Raw genomic sequence first — 20,431 nt, 5'->3', positions numbered from 1 at the left:
CTAAGCCCGACGCCGCAAATGTTCGATAGCATGGGCAAGCGTAACGCCTGCATGAACCGCGACCAATGCCAGCCCCGCCGTCACGATGCCAGCCAGTGCGAATGGCGCAACCAGTACCAAGGCCGTCGCCGCCGTCGCCGCCCAAGGCGGTCGAGGTGCCGGAATCCGTCGTGTCAGGATCGTTACGACGACCCCTGTCAGCGCCAGCACCGCCGCCGTTCCCGCCGACACGATCAGCGACTGGACCAGCCCGATCCCAAGGATTCCTGCCACTCCAAGCACTTCCAGCCCGCGTTCCTGCAAGGCGGCATGACCGTCCTCGCCGCGCAGCCAGCCAAGCAGCGAACCCGCCGACAGCAGCACCATCGCCATGAACAGCAACACCGCCGCGCCGCCGACGTCCCAAAATGGGATCGCGGCCAACCCGAAAAGGCCGAGCACGCCGCCAGCGATACCGACCGCGATATCGGGCACCTTGCGCCGGACCAGCAACGGCAGGACCAGCCGCGTGACAGGCGTGAAGACGAACCGGTCGATCCATCCGGTGCGCTGTTCGGCCAGCGACGCCAGCACATCCTTGCTGCGCACCTCCAGCGTACCGGCATCGCGCTCGACCCCGTGCCCCGACCGCGCGGCCTTGGCCGGCAGCAGGACGTGCTTCGCGCGGGCCTGGGTCGCGACGCGCAGCAGCGTCGACTGGAAATCATATTCGCGCGGCAGCCGGGCGGCGTCCTCCAGCCGATCGACCGACAGCGTCGCGACCCCGGCCCAGCAATGCCCCGAATCGACCCGCTCGACCGATGTCGCATCGCCGGTCGGGGTGACCAGCAGCGTGTCGGCCGGCTCCAGCGCCATGTTGGCGACCACCGCATCGGTCGTGACCAGCCCGTCGGCCAGCGCGACGATGACCGCCAGCGGGTGCGCCTTCGCCTTCGCTTCCTCGGCCGACCGCACGATATCGACGGTCGTCCCGCGCCGCCCGATGCGATTGACCGCCGCCGCCAGCGCGGGCGTCATCCGCCCCACCGCGACCAGCAATTGTGCCGCGCCCGCCGCGATCAACAGCCGTGCCTGATATTCGATCAAGCTCATACCGCCGAACGGCAGGGTCGCCGCCAGCACGCCCGGCTGGTGTTCGGCTTCTTCGGTCGCGAAAATCAGGCCGGTGAGCATCGCGTCCGGTTAGGCGGTCACGACCCGCAACGCCAGCCCCGCCCGCGTCGCCCGGTACAAGGTGCCGCCGGTCAGTGGCGCGGGAACACCGGTCGTCCCCGGAAAGGTGATCGGCAATCCTCTTAGCGACCGCACCGCCAGATAGGCGAACCCCTCCGCCTCCAATGCGTCGCCGTCCCAGCCATGGGCGTCGCTCGGCTCGACGATGACGCCGGCACGCTCGGCGATCATCCGTAACATCACGGGATTGTGCCGTCCGCCCCCACCGACGATCAGCCGCGTCGGTCGCGCCGGCAGCCGGTCGATCGCCTCGGCGACGCAGGCGGCGGTGAACGCGGTCAGCGTCGCCGCCCCGTCCGCCGGCGACAGTCCGCGCGCTGGCTGGATGGTAAAATCGTGCCGGTCGAGCGACTTGGGAATGGGCATATCGAAAAAGGGATGATCGAGCATGCCCGTAAGCACCGTCTCATCGACCCGGCCCGATCCCGCCAGCGCACCGCCTTCGTCAAAGCGCGCACCGCTTTCCGCCTCGACCCAGCTATCGACCAGACCATTGGCCGGCCCGGTATCGAACGCGACCAGATCGTCGCCGTCGCCGACATAGGTGATGTTGCCGACCCCGCCGAGGTTCAGCACCGCGACCGGTCGCGCCATCCCCGCCGCCCGCGCGGCATGATAGACCGGCAGCAACGGCGCCCCCTGCCCGCCGGCCCTTACGTCGTCGACACGCAGGTCGGCGACGACATCGATCCCGGTCGTCGCCGCCAGTGCCGCGCCGTCGCCCAGCTGCCACGTCCAGCCCTTGTCGGGACGATGCGCCACCGTCTGGCCATGGAAGCCGATCACATCGACCGACCGCGCCTCGACCCCCGCCCGCTCCAGCAGCGCGGCGACGGCGGCCGCATGAGTGCGCGTCAGCAACGTCTCGGCCCGCTCGATCAACGGATGCTCGCCCGGATCGTTGAACAGAAGCGCCAGCTCCGTCGCAGCGGACAAGGCAGCGCGGTCCTCATCGCTGTACGGCGTACCGACGAACGCCACCGGCCGCACGTCGCGCTCGCCATCGGTTTCGAGCAGCGCCGCGTCGATCCCGTCGAGCGAGGTTCCAGACATCAGACCGATCGCAAGCATGGACTTCTCCGCCGGGCGTTCATCCCGCCCCATACACGCTTCATACCACTATCCCGGCAAGCGCGAAGTCGAGATCCGTGGACTTTGGTGCGGTGGCGACGCTACACGGCCGCATGACCGCATACACGTCCGACCTGCTGCGCACCCTGTCCGAACGGGGCTATATCCATCAGCTGACCGATGCCGCCGGCCTTGACGCGCTGGCGAACCGGCAGGTCGTACCGGGCTATATCGGCTTCGATCCGACCGCGCCGTCGCTGCACGTCGGCAATCTGGTCTCCGTCATGCTCCTGCGCCGGATGCAGCAGGCCGGGCACAAGCCGATCGTGCTGATGGGCGGCGGCACCGGCAAGATCGGGGACCCCAGCTTCAAGGACGAAGCCCGCAAGCTGTTGGCCGAAGACGGCATTTCCGCCAACGTCGCGTCGATCAAGCGCATCTTCGAACGCTTCCTGACCTTTGGCGACGGTCCGACCGATGCCGTCATGTTCGACAATGCCGAATGGCTCGACCGGCTCGAATATATCCCGTTCCTGCGCGAGGTCGGGCAGCATTTCTCGGTCAACCGCATGCTGTCGTTCGATTCGGTGAAGCTGCGCCTCGATCGCGAACAGTCGCTGTCGTTCCTCGAATTCAACTACATGATCCTGCAGGCCTATGACTTCCGCGAATTGTCGCAGCGTCACGGCTGTCGCCTGCAAATGGGCGGCAGCGATCAGTGGGGCAATATCGTCAACGGCATCGAACTTGCCCGCCGCATGGACGGGACCGAAGTGTACGGCGTCACCACGCCGCTGATCACCAAGGCCGACGGCAGCAAGATGGGCAAATCGGTCGATGGCGCGATCTGGCTGCACGAGGACCAGCTGCCGCATTTCGATTACTGGCAATTCTGGCGCAATACCGACGACCGCGATGTCGGCCGCTTCCTGCGCCTGTTCACCGACCTGCCCTTGGGCGAGATCGCCCGGCTGGAGGCGTTGCAGGGTGCCGAGATCAACGAGGCGAAGAAGATCCTCGCCAACGAAGCGACCGCCATGTGTCGCGGTGCCGATGCCGCGTCACAGGCCGCCGAAACCGCGCGCCGAACGTTCGAAGAGGGCTCGGCGGGCGACACGCTCCCGACCTTCGGCGTCAGCGGCGCGATCAACGTCGTCGACGCGCTGGTCGCACTGAACCTCGCCGCGTCGAAGGGTGAGGCACGCCGCCTGATCAAGGGCGGCGGCGCGCGCGTCGATGGCGAGCGGGTCGTCGATGAAGCGCAGGTTATCGCCGTCGACGCACCGGTGCGCGTATCGGCGGGGAAAAAGAATCACGGCCTGCTGACGCCGGCGGCCTGACTTCTCCCCACCCATTCCGTTTGGTTCGAGCAGCTTCGAGCGAAGTCGAGAAGCGTCCGTCGAGAACGCCGTAGTTTAGGGCACCCCCATCTCGACTACGGTTCTCGACAAGCTCGAAGCAAACGGAGGAGGTTGAGGAAGGGCTCAGCCCCGCCGGATCAGCACCGCCCCCACCAGCACCAGCCCGACCCCGGCCAACCGTACCGCGCTGATCGGCGTTCGCGGCAGGCCGATCAGCCCGAAGCGATCGATGACGACCGCCGCGACCAGCTGCGCCGCGATCATGATCGTCAGCATCGACGCCAGCCCCAGCCGCGGCGCGGCGAACGCCGCCGCCGCGACGAAGAACGCGCCATAGGCTCCACCCATAAACATCCACGGCCGCGCATCACGCAGGTTCGCCAGCGGCGTTCGGTCGGCCATCAACCACACGCCCGTCAGGATCACCGTCCCGACCGCGAACGACACCAGCGCCGCCAGCAACACCGACCCGATGCTCCGCCCGAGCGCAGCGTTGGTCGACGGCTGGACGGCAAGGCCGATACCGCCGAGCAAGGCGACGATCAGGGGAGCAAGGGCGTTCATGGGAGCTGCGCTATCGCGGCCCCATCACCGCGACAACCTTCTTGTCGTCATTCCGGCGAAAGCCGGAATCTACGGAGACGGTGACGTTTCGCCTACGTCGTAAACACCCGACACAATGGATTCCGGCCTGCGCCGGAATGACGGGCGTGCGGGTGAATGCTCGCCGCAAAAACTCGTCATTCCCGCGCAGGCGGGAATCCATACACATCAACCGTTCGGCTCCACCCGCACGGCAGCGACCAGACCATCACCCCGATCGCAACCGCCCGACGCCCGCATCCCGCTCGAACAGATACAGCGCCACTCGCGCCGCCTGCCCCCGTGGCCCCTCCAGCCCACCATCCCGATCGACCAGCAACCGCGCATCGGCATTGGCGACCGGCAGCAACTCGCCCAGCATCTCGGGGCTGGCCAACCGGAACATCGCCTCGCCCGACTGCCGCGTGCCCAGCAACTCGCCGCCACCGCGCAGCCGCAAATCCTCCTCGGCGATGCGAAAGCCGTCATTGCTCTCGCGCATCAGCGCCAGCCGCGCGCGCGACGTCTCCGACAGGCTGTTCCCCCGCAACAACAGGCACACCGACTTGCCGCCACCCCGCCCGACCCGCCCGCGCAACTGGTGCAACTGCGCCAACCCGAACCGGTCCGCCGCCTCGATCACGATCAGCGTCGCATTAGGCACATCGACCCCAACCTCGATCACCGTCGTCGCGACCAGCACGCCTGCGCGCGCCGCCGAGAACTCGGCCATCACCGCGTCCTTCTCCAGCGGCTTCATCCGTCCATGGACCAGCGCCACCTTGTCGCCGAACCGCTGGCGCAGCGCCTCGGCCCGCGCCTCGGCGGCAGCAAGGTCGGACTTCTCGCTCTCCTCGACCAGCGGGCACACCCAATAGGCCTGCTTCCCCGCCGACAAATGCCGCGCAAGGCCGTCGATCACCGCGTCGAGCTTGTCCTCCGACATCACCACCGTCTCTACGGCCTCGCGCCCCGGCGGCATTTCGTCCAGCCGGCTGACGTCCATCTCGCCATATTGCGCCAGCGTCAGCGTGCGCGGGATCGGCGTCGCGGTCATCACCAGCAGATGCGGCGGCCGCACCGCCTTCGCCTGCAACATCATCCGCTGCGCCACGCCGAAACGATGCTGTTCGTCGACCACCACCAGCCCCAGATCGCGATACGCCACCGCTTCCTGAAAGATCGCGTGCGTGCCGATCAGAATGTCGATCGACCCGTCAGCCAACCCCATCAGCACGCCCTCGCGCACCCGCCCCTTGTCACGGCCCGTCAGCGCGGCGACGGTGACCCCGGTCCCCGCCAATTGCCGCTGCAACGTCGCATAATGTTGCCGCGCAAGGATTTCGGTCGGGGCGAGCAACGCCCCTTGCGCCCCGCCCTCGACCGCGATCAGCAGCGCCATCAGCGCGACCAGCGTCTTGCCCGACCCGACATCACCCTGCAGCAGCCGCAGCATCGGCTGGGTCTGCGCCATATCGCCCTCGATCTCGCCGATCGTCCGCGACTGCGCACCGGTCGGCGTGTACGGCAGGTCGAGTTTGGCCCGCAGCCGCCCGTCGCCGGTCAGCGACCGCCCCTTACGCGCCCGTGCTTCACCCCGCACCAGCAACAGCGCCAACTGGTTGGCGAACACCTCGTCATAGGCCAGCCGCTCGCGCGCCCTGGCATCGGCCGGGTCGGCATGGATACGCGCCAGCGCCTCCTTCCACGCCGGCCACTCCCGCTTGGCAAGCAAACTCGGCTCGATCCATTCGGGCAGCTCGGGCGCTCGCTCGATCGCCTGCGCCGCCAGCAGCCCGACCCGGCGCGACGTCAGCCCTTCGGACAGCGGATACACGCCCTCGCGCTCGGGCAACGATTCCGCTTCTTCGAGCGGCAGCACATGGTCGGGATGGACCATCTGCAATTCCTGGCCGTACGTCTCCAGCTTGCCCGACACCAACCGCGTTTCGCCCAGCGGGAACAGCTTCTTCACCCAACCCGACGATCCGCCGAAATAGGTCAGGTTGACGATGTTGCCGTGTTTGTCCGCCGCATGGACCCGCGTCGGCCCGCGCCCCGCGCTGACCCGGTAATCGGTCGCGGTCAGCGGGATCGCGATCACCCGACCGGCATCCTGCGTCATCAATTCGTCGCGCCGCAGCCGGTCGACCCACCCGCTCGGCAGGTGGAACGCGACGTCGACCACGCGCCGCAGCTTCAACCGGTCGAGCGGTTTGGCCAGCGCCGGCCCCACGCCTTTCAACGTGATGACTTCGGCAAACAGCGGGTTGAGCAGATCGGGACGCATGACTATCTGGTCCTATATCCGAACCGGCGGCCGCTGCCAGCGTCCGTCGGTCTATCGCCATTGGAGTCCCATGGACCGCGAGACCCGCCTCAAGCGCCTGAAATTCCGCAGCTGGCATCGCGGCACCCGCGAAGCCGACCTGATGATCGGCGGCTATTTCGACGCGCACGCCGCGACATGGAGCGACGCGGACATGGACTGGTTCGAGGTATTTCTCGAGGAACAGGACGTCGACATCATGGCATGGGCGATGGGCGTCCAGCCCGCCCCGACGCAGTTCGACCATCCCGTCCTGCACGCGATGCGGAAAATGGATTTTGTGCCCGTTTCGCGCTGACTCCCTCTCCCCTTCAGGGGAGAGGGTCGGGGAGAGGGGCAGTCACAACATCCGCCCCGAACTCCCCCTCTCCCAACCCTCTCCCCCAAAGGGGGAGAGGGCTTTTAGGTAGCCGATGCCCGACCTCTCCAAGATCCTGTCCGCCCCCCGCTCGCTGACCCTCGCGGGCGTTCCGGCAGGCTTCCTCCCCGTCCTCCTCGCCGACCTCGCGCGTGGGACCAAGGGCGACCTCGTCTACATCGCCCCCGACGAAGCGGCGATGCGCGCCATCGCCACCACCGCCCCCTTCTTCGCCCCCGACCTGTCGGTCCTGCAATTTCCGGCATGGGACTGCCTGCCCTATGACCGCGCCAGCCCGACGCTGCGGTCGATGGCCGAACGTCTGTCGGCGCTCCACGCGCTCCAGACGGCGGCGAAAGGCCCCCGCCTGATCGTCACCACCGTCAACGCCGCGAGCCAGCGGACGCTGACCCCGTTCCGCATCCGCCAGCTGGTCGCGCGCCTTGCCCCGGGCGAGCGCATCTCGCTCCCCCGCCTCTCCGCGCTGCTGCAAGCGAACGGCTATAACCGCGTCGACACCGTTCATGACGCCGGCGAGTTCGCCGTCCGCGGCGGCCTCGTCGACCTGTGGCCGTCGGGCTCCGACTCGGGTCTCCGCCTCGACTTCTTCGGCGACGAGATCGAAACCGTTCGCACCTTCAGCCCTGAAGATCAACGCACCACCGGCCGCGTCGACGGCTTCACCCTGCTCCCCGCTTCCGAAGCGCTGCTCGACGAAGACTCGATCAAGCGGTTCCGCACACGCTACCGCGAGAAATTCGGTGCGACCGCGACCGGCGACCCGATCTATCAGGCGATCAGCGACGGCCGCCGCCTCTCGGGCATGGAACATTGGCTGCCCTTTTTCGAAGAGCGGCTCGAAACCTTCTTCGACCACCTTTCGCCCGAAACGGTCATCGTCCGCGACGCGGGCGTGCCGGCCGCCGCCGAACAGCGTTTCGAATCGATCGCCGACTATCACACCAACCGTGTCCGCGCGCAGACCAACGATCCCGGCAGCTACCGCCCGCTGCTCCCCGCCGCGCTCTATCTGTCGGCCGACGAATGGGTCGCCCGCCTGTCGGACACCGCCGCGCATCAGGTCACGCCCTTCCACGCCCCCGACAGCGCCACCTCGATCGATTTCGAGGTCGAGTCCCCACGCGACTTCACCCCCGAACGCACACAGCAGGCGAACATCTACGAAGCGGTCGTCGATCACATCGCCGCGCTGCGTAAGCAGGGTCGCAAGCCGATCCTCGCCAGCTATTCGGAGGGTGCGCGCGAACGGTTGATGGGCCTGCTCGCCGATCACGACCTGACCGGCGTCTCGACCGTCGAGATGTGGCAACAGGCGCTGGGCGGCGCGAAGTCGACCGTCTCGTTCGTCGTCCTGCCGCTCGACCATGGTTTCACCGCCGCCGATGTCGCGGTCCTGACCGAACAGGACATGCTCGGCGACCGCCTCGTCCGCCGTGCCAAGCGCCGCAAGAATACCGACGCCTTTCTTCAGGAACTGGCCACCCTCTCGCCCGGCGATCTCGTCGTCCACGCCGACCACGGCATCGGCCGCTATGTCGGGCTGACGCAGGTGCCGGTGGCGAAGGCCCCGCACGACTGCGTCCAGCTCGAATATGCCGGCGGCGACAAGCTCTACGTGCCGGTCGAAAATCTCGAAGTCCTCAGTCGCTATGGCGCGGGTGAGGAAGGCGCATCGCTCGACCGCTTGGGCGGCGAGGCATGGCAGCGGCGCAAGGCGCGGATGAAGGACCGCATCCGCGAAATCGCGGGCGACCTCATCGCCACCGCCGCCAAGCGCGCGATGCGCCCCGCCGACATCGCCGAACCGGACGCGGGCGGCTATCCCGCCTTTGTCGATCGGTTCCCGTATCAGGAAACCGACGATCAGGAACGCGCCATCGCCGACGTCCTCGAAGACCTTGGCGCGGGACGCCCGATGGACCGCCTCGTCGTCGGCGATGTCGGTTTCGGCAAGACCGAGGTGGCGCTCCGCGCCGCCTTCGTCGCCGCCATGGCCGGGATGCAGGTCGCGATCGTATGTCCCACGACCCTCCTCGCCCGCCAGCATTACAACAACTTCAAGGCCCGCTTCGAAGGCTTCCCGATCGAAATCGGCCGCCTCTCCCGCCTGGTCACCGCGACCGAGGCGAAGAAGGTCCGCGACGGCCTGACCGACGGCACCATCGACGTCGTCGTCGGCACCCACGCCGTGCTGTCGAAACAGGTCGATTTCAAACGGCTCGGCCTCGTCATCGTCGATGAGGAACAGCGGTTCGGCGTGACGCACAAGGAACGGCTGAAGGCGATGAAGGCCGACGTCCACGTCCTGACGCTCACCGCCACCCCGATCCCGCGCACGCTGCAAATGGCGATGTCGGGCCTGCGTGAACTGTCGGTGATCCAGACCCCGCCGGTCGATCGCCTCGCGGTCCGCACCTACATCATGCCATGGGACCCGGTCGTGCTGCGCGAGGCGTTGCTGCGCGAACATTATCGCGGCGGGCAGGCCTATTTCGTCACCCCGCGCATCGCCGACCTGCCCGATATCGAGAAATTCCTGACCGAGGAAATTCCCGAAATCCGCTACGTCGTCGCCCATGGCCAGATGGCCCCGACCGAGGTCGAGGAACGCATGTCGGCCTTTTACGACAAGCGGTACGACCTGCTCGTCTCGACCACCATCGTCGAGAGCGGCCTCGATATTCCGTCGGCCAATACCCTCATCATCAACCGCGCCGACAAATTCGGCCTCGCCCAGCTCTACCAGCTGCGCGGCCGCGTCGGGCGATCCAAGACCCGCGCCTATGCGTACATGACCACGCCCCCCGAACGGCTGGTCAGCGACGCGGCGGAAAAGCGGCTGAAGGTCCTGTCCGACCTCGAATCGCTGGGTGCCGGTTTCCAGCTCGCCTCCCACGACCTCGACATTCGCGGTGCCGGCAACATGCTCGGCGACGAACAATCGGGCCATATCAAGGAAGTCGGCTTCGAACTCTACCAGTCGATGCTCGAGGAGGCGATCCTCGACGCCAAGGCCGGCGGCATCCGCGACGACAAGCCCAAAGACTTCTCGCCCGCGATCACCGTCGACGCGCCGATCCTGATCCCGGAGGACTATGTCCCCGACCTCGACCTGCGCATGGGCCTCTATCGCCGCCTCAACGACGTCGAGGACCGCGCGGGCATCGACGCCTTCGCCACCGAACTGATCGACCGGTTCGGCAAACTGCCGGTCGCCACCGCCAACCTGCTGCAACTGATCGAGGCGAAGCTGAACGCGAAGAAGGCTTGCGTCGCCAAGATCGACATCGGTGCCAAGGGCGCGATCGTCAGTTTCCATGAGGACAAGTTCCCGAGCGTCGAAGGGCTGCTCGCCTATGTCGACAAGCTGGCCGGCACCGCGAAGCTCCGCCCCGACATGAAACTGGTCATCAGCCGCAGCTTCGGCGACCCACAGGCGCGCCTGAACGCGGCGCTCCAGATTTCGCGGGGACTGGCGAAGGCGGCGGGGTAGAAGCCGGTCTTCCCGTTTCACGGAAGCGATCGGCTGTTTGGAGTCGCTTTCGCTCAAACGTGATCGCCCTCACCCTTCCGCGGCCGTGCCGCTCCCTCCCTCTCCCGCCGGGAGAGGGAAAGACGCCGAAGGCGGCGAAGGGTGAGGGCAACCAAAGGCGATAGAGTTTGACCCTAGCGCAGCCGGATTCCCACCGTTCGTACCCGACGCCTCCCCGGCCGTCCCCTCCACCATTGGCTCGCGCCGTTACGGATGGGCCCGCGACCAACGCACATTGAATCTCTCCGGCATCATCATGCCTCGGTACGACCGTCTCCCGGATACTCCAGGTCGAGCGTCGCGGTGAAGTGGCAGCCGGTGTCGGTCTTCTGGCGCGAAACCACGCCGTTCCGCTGCTTGGCCAGCAGGCGGACGAGGCGGGAACCCATGCCGCTGACCACGTCTTCGGCGCAACCGGCACCATCGTCGCGGACGTCGATCCGCAAGCCGCGGCTCGTTCGTTCCACGATCACGTCCACTGCACCCCCGCGATCGTCGGGGAATGCATATTTGAAGGCGTTGGTGACGAGTTCGTTGACGATCAGCCCGATCGTGACCGCATCGGCACTGCTGATCGCGATCGTGGACGCTTCGAGCCGCACTGCAATCGGCCGGATGCCCCGCAGCAGATCGCCCAATCCCGTGCATAGCCCGCGCAGATAGTCGCCGATATCCACTTCTCCGATGCCTTCGCGGTAGCGCAGCCGGTCCTGCGCCGCAGCGATCACGTTGACGCGCGCGACGGCCGTCGCCAGCGCTTCCTGCACCGCCGGATCGCGACTGGAGCGCGCCTGAAGTTGCAGGGCGGACCCGATGATCGCCAAATCATTCTTGGTCCGGTGCGCCAGCTCGTCCAGCAACAGGCTCTTGTTGCGCTCCGCCCGGTCGAGCCGCGCCGCGACCTGACGCAGCGTATCGGTGACGGTGACGACGAAGCCGCTGGTCAGGATGAATATGCCGAGCGGGACGAGGCTGGCCAGCGGCAGCGTAAGGCTGTTATATGGGTAGATGAAGAAATAGGCCGAACTGGCCGTCGACAGGGCGATGGCAAGAAGCCCGCATCGGCGATCGAACAGCAGGGCCGCGAGAAATACCGCCGGCGAGAATAGCAGCGTCGGGAAACTCTGGAGCGGTTGCCCCAGGAGATATCGCACCATGGTCGCCACCGCGACGATCGCCACCGTCCCTGCGATCGACACCGCCAGCGACGGCACATGCCGGGGGAACCACGCGGGCAGCGCAGTCGATGTTTCAGTCGTCATCGCGGCTCACCGTTTCCGGTTTACGGGGCTCGATCCACAGGCACCTGACCAATACCCAGGCTGCGACGGTGAGCGGCCCGCCGAGCAGTATCCCGACGATACCGAACATGCCACCGAACAGGAAGAGCGCGAACAGTGTCACCGCAGGCGGAATCGATACTGCAAAGCGCATCACCAGCGGTGCCATGGCGTTCCCCTCGATCTGCTGCCACACGACGAAGAAGCCCGCCGTCCACATGAATGTCTCCACGCCCGTGGTCAGCGCGATCAGCAGCGCCGGCACCGCACCGAGAAAGGGGCCGACGAGCGGGATGAATTCGAACAGTCCGGCCACAATCGCCAGCGCCAGCGCCGATGGGACACCGATCAGCGTCAATCCGATCAGCACGGCGAAAAAGGTTGCAGCCATCGACACCAACTGCCCCAGCAGCCAGTTGCGCAGGGCATCGCCCGTTTCCCGCACGGCGACACCCGCGCGGGACCGAGCGGAGCGCGGGAGCATCGCCAGCATTCCCTTGTGGTACTCGGCCGGGCTCGCCGCAAAGTAGATGCCGCCCAGCACTGCGAGCAAGAGTCCGGTCATCGCAGCCGTCATCATCCCGAACATCGATTGTGCGACCGATGCGATCGTCGAGCCGTCCGGGGAGACCGTATCGATCACGCTTTGCACGCGGTCTTCGCCGACCCATGCCGCGAAACGCTGCCATGCGTCCGGCAGCGCATCGCCCAGACCAGACAGTTGCGACCGAAGTTCCTGTCCGAACAGAATGCCGACGCCGGTCAGCAGCCCGAGGATCAGCACCCCCGCGAGCGCGATCGCCCATCCCTTGCGAAGCGGCAGGACGCGACACAGCCCGTCGGCCGCAGCATGCAATATCACCGCGACCAGCACCCCGGCAAAGGCCAGCAACAGCACGTCGTGCAGCCGCCAGATCACGATTGCCAGCGCAACGAGCGGTCGCGATCGACATCGTCGCGCGGCAATATGCATGGGATGTCGGATATCCCGGCGGGCGTCGGACGCGCGACGTCCTGCATATTCCGGCGAACCGCCCGGTCGACCTGCGCATCACCGCAACGGACGTGATCCACAGCTTCTGGGTGCCGCGCCTCGCAGGCAAGATGGATGCGATACCGGGTCATACCAACACGTTGCGGATCCAGGCCGATCTGCCCGGCACCTATCGCGGCGAATGCGCCGAATATTGCGGGACCGGCCATGCGGGCCACGGCTTTACCGTCGTCGCACACGATGCCGCCGAATGGACCGCCTTCATTGGGGAGCGCGCGCGATGAAGGCGTTGCGACTGCATCACGAACTGACCGCGATCTGGCGTACCGAACCGGGCTGGCGCGGCGCGCTGCGCTCGGTCAACCACAGCGACATCGGCAAGCGCTTCATCGTCGCCGCCTTCGTCTTCTTTGCGATCGGCGGCGTGCTGGCCATGCTGATCCGCGCGCAGCTCGCCACGCCGCGTAGCGCGTTCGTCGGGCCGGAGGTCTATAACCAGATCTTCACGATGCACGGCAGCATCATGATGTTCCTGTTCGCCATCCCGATGTTCGAGGGGCTGACGATGTACCTGTTGCCCAAGATGCTGGGCAGCCGCGATCTCGCCTTTCCACGGCTGTCCGCGCTTGGCTGGTGGTGCTATCTCTTCGGCGGCACGATCATCATCGTCGCGATGCTGGCGGGTGTCGCGCCCAACGCGGGATGGTTCCTGTATCCGCCGCTGTCGGGCAAGACCTTCACGCCCGGCATCAACTCCGATGTCTGGCTGCTCGGCATCACCTTTGTCGAGATTTCGGCGATGTCCGCCGCGATCGAGATCGCGGTTTCGGTCCTGAAGCTACGCGCCCCGGGAATGCGGCTGGACCGGATGCCGATCTTCGCATGGTACATGTTGGCGACGGCAGGGATGATGATCTTCGGCTTCCCGCCATTGATCCTCGGATCGATCCTGCTGGAGATCGAGCGCGCGTTCGGATGGCCGTTCTTCGATCCCGCGCTCGGCGGCTCGCCGCTCCTGTGGCAGCATCTGTTCTGGCTGTTCGGCCATCCGGAGGTCTACATCATCTTCCTGCCCGCGGCGGGCGCGGTATCGACCATCCTGCCGGTGATGGCGCGCACCCGGCTGCTGGGATATGGTGCGATCGTCGCGGCGATCATGGCGCTCGCCTTCCTCAGCTTCGGGCTGTGGGCCCACCACATGTTCACCACCGGCATTCCGCACATGGCGCTGGGCTTCTTCTCCGCTGCGTCGGCGCTGGTCGCGGTGCCGACCGCGGTGCAGATCTTCGCCTGGCTCGGCACGCTGTGGGGCGGCCGGCCCGAGATGAAACTGCCGATGCTGTACCTCATGGGCTTCTTCATCGTCTTCGTCCTGGGCGGGCTGACGGGCGTGATGCTGGCGATGGTCCCGTTCGATGGGCAGGCACACGATACCGCGTTCGTCACCGCGCATCTGCATTACGTGCTGGTCGGCGGGTTCGTGTTCCCGATGCTGGCCGCCGCTTATTACTGGCTTCCCCATTTTACCGGACGGCAGCGGGTGATGCGGATCGGCGAAGCGGCGTTCTGGCTGATCTTCATCGGTTTCAACATGACCTTTTTCCTGATGCACCTGACCGGACTGCTGGGAATGCCGCGGCGGGTCGACACCTACCCCGACGGGATGGGCTGGACGCTCCTGAACCTGCTGTCGTCGGTCGGCAGCTTCGTGCAGGCGTTCGGTTTCGCGCTGTTCCTGATCGACGTCGTGCTGCAGATCAGGCTGGGTCGACGGCACGCGCGCGATCCCTGGAACGCGCAGACGCTGGAATGGGCGATGCCCACCCCGGCCCCGGATTACAACTTCGCCAGCATCGCCACGGTGAGCGATCGCGAACCGCTGGCGACGATGCCCGATCTTGGCGTGCGGCTGGCGCGCGGCGAGGGGCTGCTGGCGGTGGCGCGGAACGGCTGGCGCGAAACGATCGCGGTCGACATGACCACCGGCAAGCCCGACCATGTCGCGATCCTGCCGGGCAACAGCTGGTTGCCGATCGTCACGGCCGCGACACTCGGCGGCTTCTTTCTGTCGATGCTTGCCGGCCTGTATGTCGTCGCGCCGCTGTTCCTGCCGGTGGTGGCGTGGCTCGGCTGGCGCTGGGCGTGGACCAATGGGCGGCGCGAGGACACCGGGCAGGTGGACGTCGGACAGGACCGCCGGTTGCCGACCAGTCTCGAGGCAGCGCGCACCACCGGCTGGTGGGGCAGCGTCCTGGCGCTCGGTGCCAGCGCCACGCTGTTCGCGTCATTGCTGTTCGGCTACGCCTTTCTCTGGACGGTGGCACCCAACTGGCCGCCGCCCGCGCTGATCGCGCCCTCGCTGTTCGCGCCCCTGCTGGCGGTAGCGGGTGCGGGTTGTGCCGTCGTGATGGCACGACGGGGCAGGACGGCGATCGCGGCCGGCGGACAGGGTGCCGTCGTGCTGGCCCTCGTCATGCTGCTGGTCGAGGCGGCACCGTCGCCGACCGGCCATGCCTATGCCGCGACCAGTGCCGCGGTCGCTGCCTATGGCGTCTTCCATGCGGTGCTCGCCATGCTGATGCTGGCGTTCGTCGTCGCGCGGCAACGGGCCGGCTTCCATTCCGCTGCCCGTTCGGGCGAGCTTCGGATCGTGCGGCTGTGGAGCGATCACGCCGCGGGTGCCGGAGCCTTCTGTGCGATCCTGCTCGTCGTGCCGGGGTGGCTGGCATGATCGTACTGCTGCGCCTGTCGGCAGGGCTGATCGGTTGGGTCGTCGCGTTCTGCCTGATGTACGGCCTGCACGGGATTGGCTGCGCACGACGGTGGGACCGGGTCGACGCCCTTGGCGGCGACCTGCACCGCACGGCGCTGGTCGCCACCTGGCTGGTCTGTCTGCTCGCGACGCTGTTGGCGGCGGTGTATCTGTCGCGCCGACGAACGACGTTGCTCGATCGAGCCACCATGGCGACGGGCTGGACCGGTTTCGTCGCCACTGCCGTCACGTTCGTGCCGCTGCTCATCATTCCGTCCTGCCTGTGATGCTGGTCGGGAACTTTGCTGCGATGCGGCATTTTAAAAACCATCGACATCACGCGGGGCCGAAATGACCGACCGTTCGACGAAACCGCGGATCGCGCGTGCGCTGCAGGGTGGCGGCAGGATCGGAATGCCAAACGCGCGTGGTGGCTGGCGGATCGTGCTGCTGGCGGTGCAGACGGTCGCCGGGCTGCTGGGGCTGGCGATGCTCGGACTCGGCCTGTGGCTGATCGCATTGGGCGGAAACTGGTATTACGCGATCTGCGGCGCGCTCCTGACCGCAGGCGCGATCGCCACATGGCGCGGCCATCACCCCTTCGGACTGATCGGACCGGTCGCGGCGCTGGCACTCAGCATCGTCTGGGCCGTGTGGGAAATCGCGGGCAAGGGCTGGCAGCCGGTATGGGCGATCGATCTGGCGGCGCGGATCGGCGTGATCGGCGCGCTGGCCGTGGTCGCCCTCGCCGCATGGCGCGCGGGCAGCGGCGACGCCCGACACCGGCGCGTCGTCTACATCGGCACCGGGGCGGGACTTGCCCTCGTGGTCGGCGGTATCGCACTGGCATGGGAGCGTCCGACCGGACCCGGCACCGCTGCCGCCTCCGTCGCCTACCCCGCCGATACCGACTGGACCGCGTTCGGTGGCACCAACGCCGGCGAGCGTTTCTCCCCCGCCGGACAGGTGACCCCGGCCAATGTCGGCACGCTGCGCGAGGCATGGCGCTTCCACACCGGCGACGAACAGCCGAACGAGCGCGTCCATTACGCGGCACAGAACACGCCGCTCAAGATCGGAGACACGCTGTTTCTATGCTCTCCGGGCAACATGGTGTTCGCGCTCGATCCGGGCACCGGCGCGGAACGCTGGCGGTTCGATCCGAACGTCGCCCCGCGGGCGATGGAATCGATGTTCAGTGCCGCCTGTCGCGCGGTCGGCTATCATGCTCGGGCGGACGCAGGCGATGCGACCTGTGCGCGGCGGGTGTTCGTCGCGGCGGCGGACGGACGGCTGATCGCGTTGGATGCCGCGCGGGGCACTCCCTGCTCCGGCTTCGGGCGCGGCGGTACGGTGGACCTGACCGCGGGCATGGGGTTGCGCGAACCCGGTCATGCGTCGAGCAACTCGGGGCCGGCGGTCGTCGGCGATCTGGTGATCGTCGGCCAGCAGGTCAGCGACAACCAGCGGCGCGACGCGCCATCGGGCGTGGTGCGCGCGTACGATGCGACCGACGGGCGGCTGCGCTGGGCGTGGGACGCCAAGCGGATCGATCGGCCGCAAGTGCCGCTCGCGCCTGGGGAAACCTGGCCGGAGGGGACGCCTAACGTCTGGAACGTAATTTCCGCCGACGAAGGGCTGGGGCTGGTGTTCCTGGCCACCGGCAATGCCGGCAACGATCATTTTGGCGGCAACCGCGAGGCGGCGGACGACCGTTTCTCCTCCGCCGTCGTCGCGGTGGACGCGGCAAGCGGTGCAACGCGCTGGGCCTTCCGCACGGTCGACCGCGACCGGTTCGACTATGATCTCGGCGCGCAGCCCGTTGTGACCACGTTGCCGATCGCGGGCGTGAACCGGCGCGTCGTGATTCAGGGCACGAAGACCGGATCGCTGTTCGTGCTCGACGCCGCGACCGGTCGCCCGTTGCGCCCGATCGCGCAGGTACCCGCACCACAGGGAGGCGTATCGGGCGAGATTCTGTCGCCGACCCAGCCCCAGTCGATCTTCTATCCCAATTTCGCCGGGGTGCCGCAGCGTAATCCCGAACGGATCGACGCGCGCCACGCCTTCGGCCTGACCCCGATCGACGCCGCGCTGTGCCGCATCCAGTTTCAGCGGATGCGCTATGACGGGATGTACACACCCCCGACCGATCAGGGCCTCGGCACGCTGCTCTATCCCGGTACGATCGGCGGGCTCAACTGGGGCGGGCTGGCGATCGACCAGGCGCGCGGGCTGGTCATCACCAACAACAGTCGGCTCGCCAACCAAGTACGCCTGATCCCCCGCGCGGACGTGTCGGACCCGGCGATCGGCGACGGCGGCCGCCGCCCGGATCAGGCGGTCGCTCCGCAAAAGGGTGCGCCATGGGGTGTCGACCGGCCGATCTGGCTGTCGATCCTGGGCGTGCCGTGCAACACCCCGCCATGGGGCTTCATCGCCGCGACCGACCTTAACACCGGCCGGCTGGCATGGAGCAAGCCGCTCGGCAGCGGCTTCGACGCCGGTCCGCTGGGCGTGCCGATGCGGGTCCGCATCCCGCTCGGCACCCCGAACATCGGCGGCGCGGTGACGACTGCCACCGGCCTCACCTTCATCGCCGCGGCGCAGGACAACTATCTTCGCGCGTTCGAAACGGCCACCGGACGGCTATTGTGGAGCGGGCGCCTTCCGGCGGGCGGACAAGCATCGGCGATGACGTACATGCACAAGGGCCGGCAATATGTGGTGATCGGGGCGACCGGACACGGCCAGTTGCAGACGAAGGCCGGCGATGCGCTGGTGGTGTACGCGCTGCCGCGATGATGTCGGGATGCCAGAATGCAGGCGTCGTCGTGGGCAGTGGGTTCCGGGCGGAACCCTCCCGATGCACGATGCAACCTGTCCGAGGCGCGACGCAGGACGGTTCGTCGGGAACACCCATCGCGGCGTCGCGGCATCTTGCCGTCTCTTCACCTTGAAGATTGCATGATCGGGTCCGCGACGGTCATTCCCGCAGTCGAGACGGCGGGATATGACTGCCGGATCAGGCCTGTATCGCCGGGACCAGCGCCGGCCTGTCGATGAAGGGGATAGCGCGTCCGGAATTGAAGGCCAGTGCGGTCAGGCTGAACTCGACGCGGACCTTCTCCAGCCCATGCATCAGAAACGCCCCCCTCGATGCGTCCACTGCTCGATCGACTGTAACGGATGCCCGACGGTAGCATCGCGGACAGGAATCCGACCGTTGAGGTTTCATCGACCCTGTCATCGTCACGCGATGGTGCCCGATCGACCACCCGTTTCGAAAAGGCCCGGTCAGCGCATCGGCCCGCGACCGACGCCGCTTTCCGACTTTCCTACACCGCAACCGACTGCCAAATTCTGCTGCACACCGTATCCCGCCAAGCTCCTTGACCCAGCCGCTCCCCGTCTCGAACGCAAACAGCGCGCAAGTGTGACCTTTGTGACCTTTGGCGCGCCCCCGCCCGAAAAAGCCTAATAATTCAACTGCAACTGCGTTCGGATCACGTCACCCTCGGCCCGTCCCGACCGCCGTTCGTCCGCCTCGGCGCGTTCCATCCGCGCATAGGCCAGCGTCAGTTCCAGCGCCGGCACCGGCTGGAACTCGATGCCCAATTCGATCTCGTCGGTCTCCAGCCGCGGCGCGTTGACCGCCGCCTTCCACCCGCCGCGATAGGTCTGCCAGCGGACATAGGGCATGAACGGCCCGACCGGCGACCGCCGCACCCGCGCGGTGCCCTGTACATAGCCACCGTACAGCGACCGGGTCGTGATGTCGCGCAGCACCGGGTCATATTCCGGCCCGCGCCCCCAATTCCATTCGGCCTGCACCCCGAAGGGCTGCGGATACAGGATCGCGTGCAACCCGATGCGATCGTCGGCAAAGGCGACCGGACTGACCCCGCCGGTGCGGATTTCGGGCTGGACGCGATTGGTATAGCCGCTCGCCCCGACCTCCAGCACCTGCTTGCCGCCGATCTCGAACGGCCATGTCGCAAGGGCCACCGCCATCACCGCATCGTTCGCTTCCTCGCGATTGATGCCCTGTCCGTTATATACGCCGATCCCGAACGCACCGTAATTGCCGAACAGCTTCTGCCCGTCCTTGGTCAGCCGTTCCCAAATATCGTCGACCTGCTGCGGCGTATAATAGGCGACGACACCGATATCGCGCTCGCTCGGCACCCCGCTGTTGATGGCATCGCTGCGGTCGAGCGTCAGCCGGTTCGACGACGACTGCATATTCTCCCACCCGAACGGCACCTTCGACTGGCCGAAGCGGAGGCGGAACCGCTTGTCGGTGTCGAGGAACGCATCGAAATAGGCGTCGCGCAGTTGCAGGAACCCCTCGCGCCGCTCGCCGACCGACTGGTTCGACACGGCGGTCGCGAAATCGGGCTGAAGATAGAACGACACCCGATCGCCCAGATCGCCCTGCAACACCAGCCGGATGCGACGAAAGGTGAAGCCGGTGTCGTCGCCGATGCCACTGTCATGGACCGAGCGCAGCCGGGCGATCCCGTCCGGTGCCGTGCGATCGCCGGAGATGATCTCGTTCAGCCGCAACTGGGTATAGCCGCGCAGCCGGATGCGGTCGTACCATTTCTCGCGCGATGGCCTGGCCGGGGCGGCGGCGACCTGCGTCGGGGCCGCAGGCTCGGCCGCGACCGGGGCCGGCGTCGTCGCCGGCGCAGCGGCCATGACGGACGGTTTGGCCGCCGTCTGCGCCGCCTTCATTTCGGCGATGACCGCCTTCAACTCGTCGATCTGCCGCTGAAGCTCCTGCACCGTCTGCGCCGCAGCGGGCAGTGGGACCATGAAGGATGCGGCGACCGCCGCGGGCAGGAAGGGCTTCATGGACCCGCGCCATGCCGCTGCGGCACGACGCGGGTCAAGCTATGATGATGACGCTTCG

General features: G+C 67.1%; 15 protein-coding genes. 7 read left to right on the top strand and 8 right to left on the bottom strand.

What is annotated here, in order from left to right; genetic code table 11:
• Both ASE50_RS16295 and ASE50_RS16290 read right to left on the bottom strand, forming a co-directional pair.
• Positions 1–1,173 carry a hypothetical protein gene (locus ASE50_RS16295; RefSeq protein WP_056403046.1) on the bottom strand — a complete coding sequence of 391 codons (1,173 nt, stop codon included), beginning with the start codon at positions 1,171–1,173 and terminating at the stop codon, positions 1–3.
• 9 nt (positions 1,174–1,182) lie between these two features.
• The gene (locus ASE50_RS16290; RefSeq protein ID WP_056403465.1) at positions 1,183–2,304 is read right to left on the bottom strand and encodes an anhydro-N-acetylmuramic acid kinase; all 1,122 of its coding nucleotides are present in this window, start codon (positions 2,302–2,304) and stop codon (positions 1,183–1,185) included.
• 113 nt (positions 2,305–2,417) lie between these two features.
• Here ASE50_RS16290 and tyrS point away from each other — a divergent pair, with 113 nt between their 5' ends.
• Positions 2,418–3,644 (top strand): tyrosine--tRNA ligase, encoded by a 1,227-nt coding sequence (gene tyrS, locus ASE50_RS16285; RefSeq protein WP_056403462.1) that lies wholly within the window; start codon positions 2,418–2,420, stop codon positions 3,642–3,644.
• Positions 3,645–3,788: 144 nt separating this feature from the next.
• On the opposite strand, the gene ASE50_RS16280 is transcribed toward tyrS, so the two are convergent.
• Both ASE50_RS16280 and recG read right to left on the bottom strand, forming a co-directional pair.
• On the bottom strand, positions 3,789–4,229 hold the full coding sequence (locus ASE50_RS16280; protein WP_056403043.1) for a DMT family transporter: 441 nt from the start codon (positions 4,227–4,229) through the stop codon (positions 3,789–3,791).
• 247 nt (positions 4,230–4,476) lie between these two features.
• Entirely contained in the window at positions 4,477–6,537 is a 2,061-nt protein-coding gene (recG, locus tag ASE50_RS16275) for an ATP-dependent DNA helicase RecG (protein ID WP_056403039.1), read from the bottom strand.
• 70 nt (positions 6,538–6,607) lie between these two features.
• Here recG and ASE50_RS16270 point away from each other — a divergent pair, with 70 nt between their 5' ends.
• Both ASE50_RS16270 and mfd read left to right on the top strand, forming a co-directional pair.
• Entirely contained in the window at positions 6,608–6,874 is a 267-nt protein-coding gene (locus ASE50_RS16270; RefSeq protein WP_056403036.1) for a succinate dehydrogenase assembly factor 2, read from the top strand.
• Between the two features lie 115 nt (positions 6,875–6,989).
• Positions 6,990–10,448, top strand: coding sequence for a transcription-repair coupling factor (gene mfd, locus ASE50_RS16265; protein ID WP_056403033.1), 3,459 nt, complete (start codon positions 6,990–6,992; stop codon positions 10,446–10,448).
• Between the two features lie 293 nt (positions 10,449–10,741).
• On the opposite strand, the gene ASE50_RS16260 is transcribed toward mfd, so the two are convergent.
• Both ASE50_RS16260 and ASE50_RS16255 read right to left on the bottom strand, forming a co-directional pair.
• Positions 10,742–11,749, bottom strand: coding sequence for a sensor histidine kinase (locus ASE50_RS16260; RefSeq protein ID WP_082439080.1), 1,008 nt, complete (start codon positions 11,747–11,749; stop codon positions 10,742–10,744).
• A complete protein-coding gene (locus ASE50_RS16255; protein ID WP_056403031.1) occupies positions 11,739–12,686 on the bottom strand; it encodes an AI-2E family transporter in 948 nt (315 codons plus the stop codon). Before ASE50_RS16255 ends, ASE50_RS16260 begins: the two co-directional genes overlap by 11 nt.
• 2 nt (positions 12,687–12,688) lie before the next feature.
• Here ASE50_RS16255 and ASE50_RS18890 point away from each other — a divergent pair, with 2 nt between their 5' ends.
• The 4 genes from ASE50_RS18890 to ASE50_RS16235 all read left to right on the top strand — a co-directional run bounded on the left by ASE50_RS18890 (position 12,689) and on the right by ASE50_RS16235 (position 18,318).
• On the top strand, positions 12,689–13,045 hold the full coding sequence (locus tag ASE50_RS18890) for a cytochrome c oxidase subunit II (RefSeq protein ID WP_235512403.1): 357 nt from the start codon (positions 12,689–12,691) through the stop codon (positions 13,043–13,045).
• Positions 13,042–15,492, top strand: coding sequence for a cytochrome c oxidase subunit I (gene ctaD / locus ASE50_RS16245; protein WP_056403028.1), 2,451 nt, complete (start codon positions 13,042–13,044; stop codon positions 15,490–15,492). Before ASE50_RS18890 ends, ctaD begins: the two co-directional genes overlap by 4 nt.
• On the top strand, positions 15,489–15,800 hold the full coding sequence (locus ASE50_RS16240; RefSeq protein WP_056403025.1) for a hypothetical protein: 312 nt from the start codon (positions 15,489–15,491) through the stop codon (positions 15,798–15,800). The genes ctaD and ASE50_RS16240 overlap by 4 nt, the downstream gene beginning before the upstream one ends.
• A 64-nt stretch (positions 15,801–15,864) precedes the next feature.
• Positions 15,865–18,318 carry a PQQ-binding-like beta-propeller repeat protein gene (locus ASE50_RS16235; RefSeq protein ID WP_082439077.1) on the top strand — a complete coding sequence of 818 codons (2,454 nt, stop codon included), beginning with the start codon at positions 15,865–15,867 and terminating at the stop codon, positions 18,316–18,318.
• Positions 18,319–18,538: 220 nt separating this feature from the next.
• Here ASE50_RS16235 and ASE50_RS19545 read toward each other — a convergent pair whose 3' ends face one another.
• Complete coding sequence (locus ASE50_RS19545; protein WP_235512402.1) at positions 18,539–18,682, bottom strand: hypothetical protein; 144 nt, start codon at positions 18,680–18,682, stop codon at positions 18,539–18,541.
• Between the two features lie 308 nt (positions 18,683–18,990).
• Positions 18,991–20,373, bottom strand: coding sequence for a porin (locus ASE50_RS16230; protein ID WP_056403022.1), 1,383 nt, complete (start codon positions 20,371–20,373; stop codon positions 18,991–18,993).
• Positions 20,374–20,431 lie beyond the last annotated feature (58 nt).

It is taken from the genome of Sphingomonas sp. Leaf5 (genome assembly GCF_001421155.1).
Lineage (GTDB): Bacteria > Pseudomonadota > Alphaproteobacteria > Sphingomonadales > Sphingomonadaceae > Sphingomonas.
Note: the sequence above shows the minus strand (reverse complement) of the source record. Positions and strands in the feature narration are given on the sequence as shown.

Coding starts and splice junctions, on each gene's coding strand:
- ASE50_RS16295 (WP_056403046.1), bottom strand. CDS start 1,173: ATGCTCACCGGCCTGATTTTCGCGACCGAAGAAGCCGAACACCAGCCG.
- ASE50_RS16290 (WP_056403465.1), bottom strand. CDS start 2,304: ATGCTTGCGATCGGTCTGATGTCTGGAACCTCGCTCGACGGGATCGAC.
- tyrS (WP_056403462.1), top strand. CDS start 2,418: ATGACCGCATACACGTCCGACCTGCTGCGCACCCTGTCCGAACGGGGC.
- ASE50_RS16280 (WP_056403043.1), bottom strand. CDS start 4,229: ATGAACGCCCTTGCTCCCCTGATCGTCGCCTTGCTCGGCGGTATCGGC.
- recG (WP_056403039.1), bottom strand. CDS start 6,537: ATGCGTCCCGATCTGCTCAACCCGCTGTTTGCCGAAGTCATCACGTTG.
- ASE50_RS16270 (WP_056403036.1), top strand. CDS start 6,608: ATGGACCGCGAGACCCGCCTCAAGCGCCTGAAATTCCGCAGCTGGCAT.
- mfd (WP_056403033.1), top strand. CDS start 6,990: ATGCCCGACCTCTCCAAGATCCTGTCCGCCCCCCGCTCGCTGACCCTC.
- ASE50_RS16260 (WP_082439080.1), bottom strand. CDS start 11,749: ATGACGACTGAAACATCGACTGCGCTGCCCGCGTGGTTCCCCCGGCAT.
- ctaD (WP_056403028.1), top strand. CDS start 13,042: ATGAAGGCGTTGCGACTGCATCACGAACTGACCGCGATCTGGCGTACC.
- ASE50_RS16240 (WP_056403025.1), top strand. CDS start 15,489: ATGATCGTACTGCTGCGCCTGTCGGCAGGGCTGATCGGTTGGGTCGTC.
- ASE50_RS16235 (WP_082439077.1), top strand. CDS start 15,865: ATGACCGACCGTTCGACGAAACCGCGGATCGCGCGTGCGCTGCAGGGT.
- ASE50_RS16230 (WP_056403022.1), bottom strand. CDS start 20,373: ATGAAGCCCTTCCTGCCCGCGGCGGTCGCCGCATCCTTCATGGTCCCA.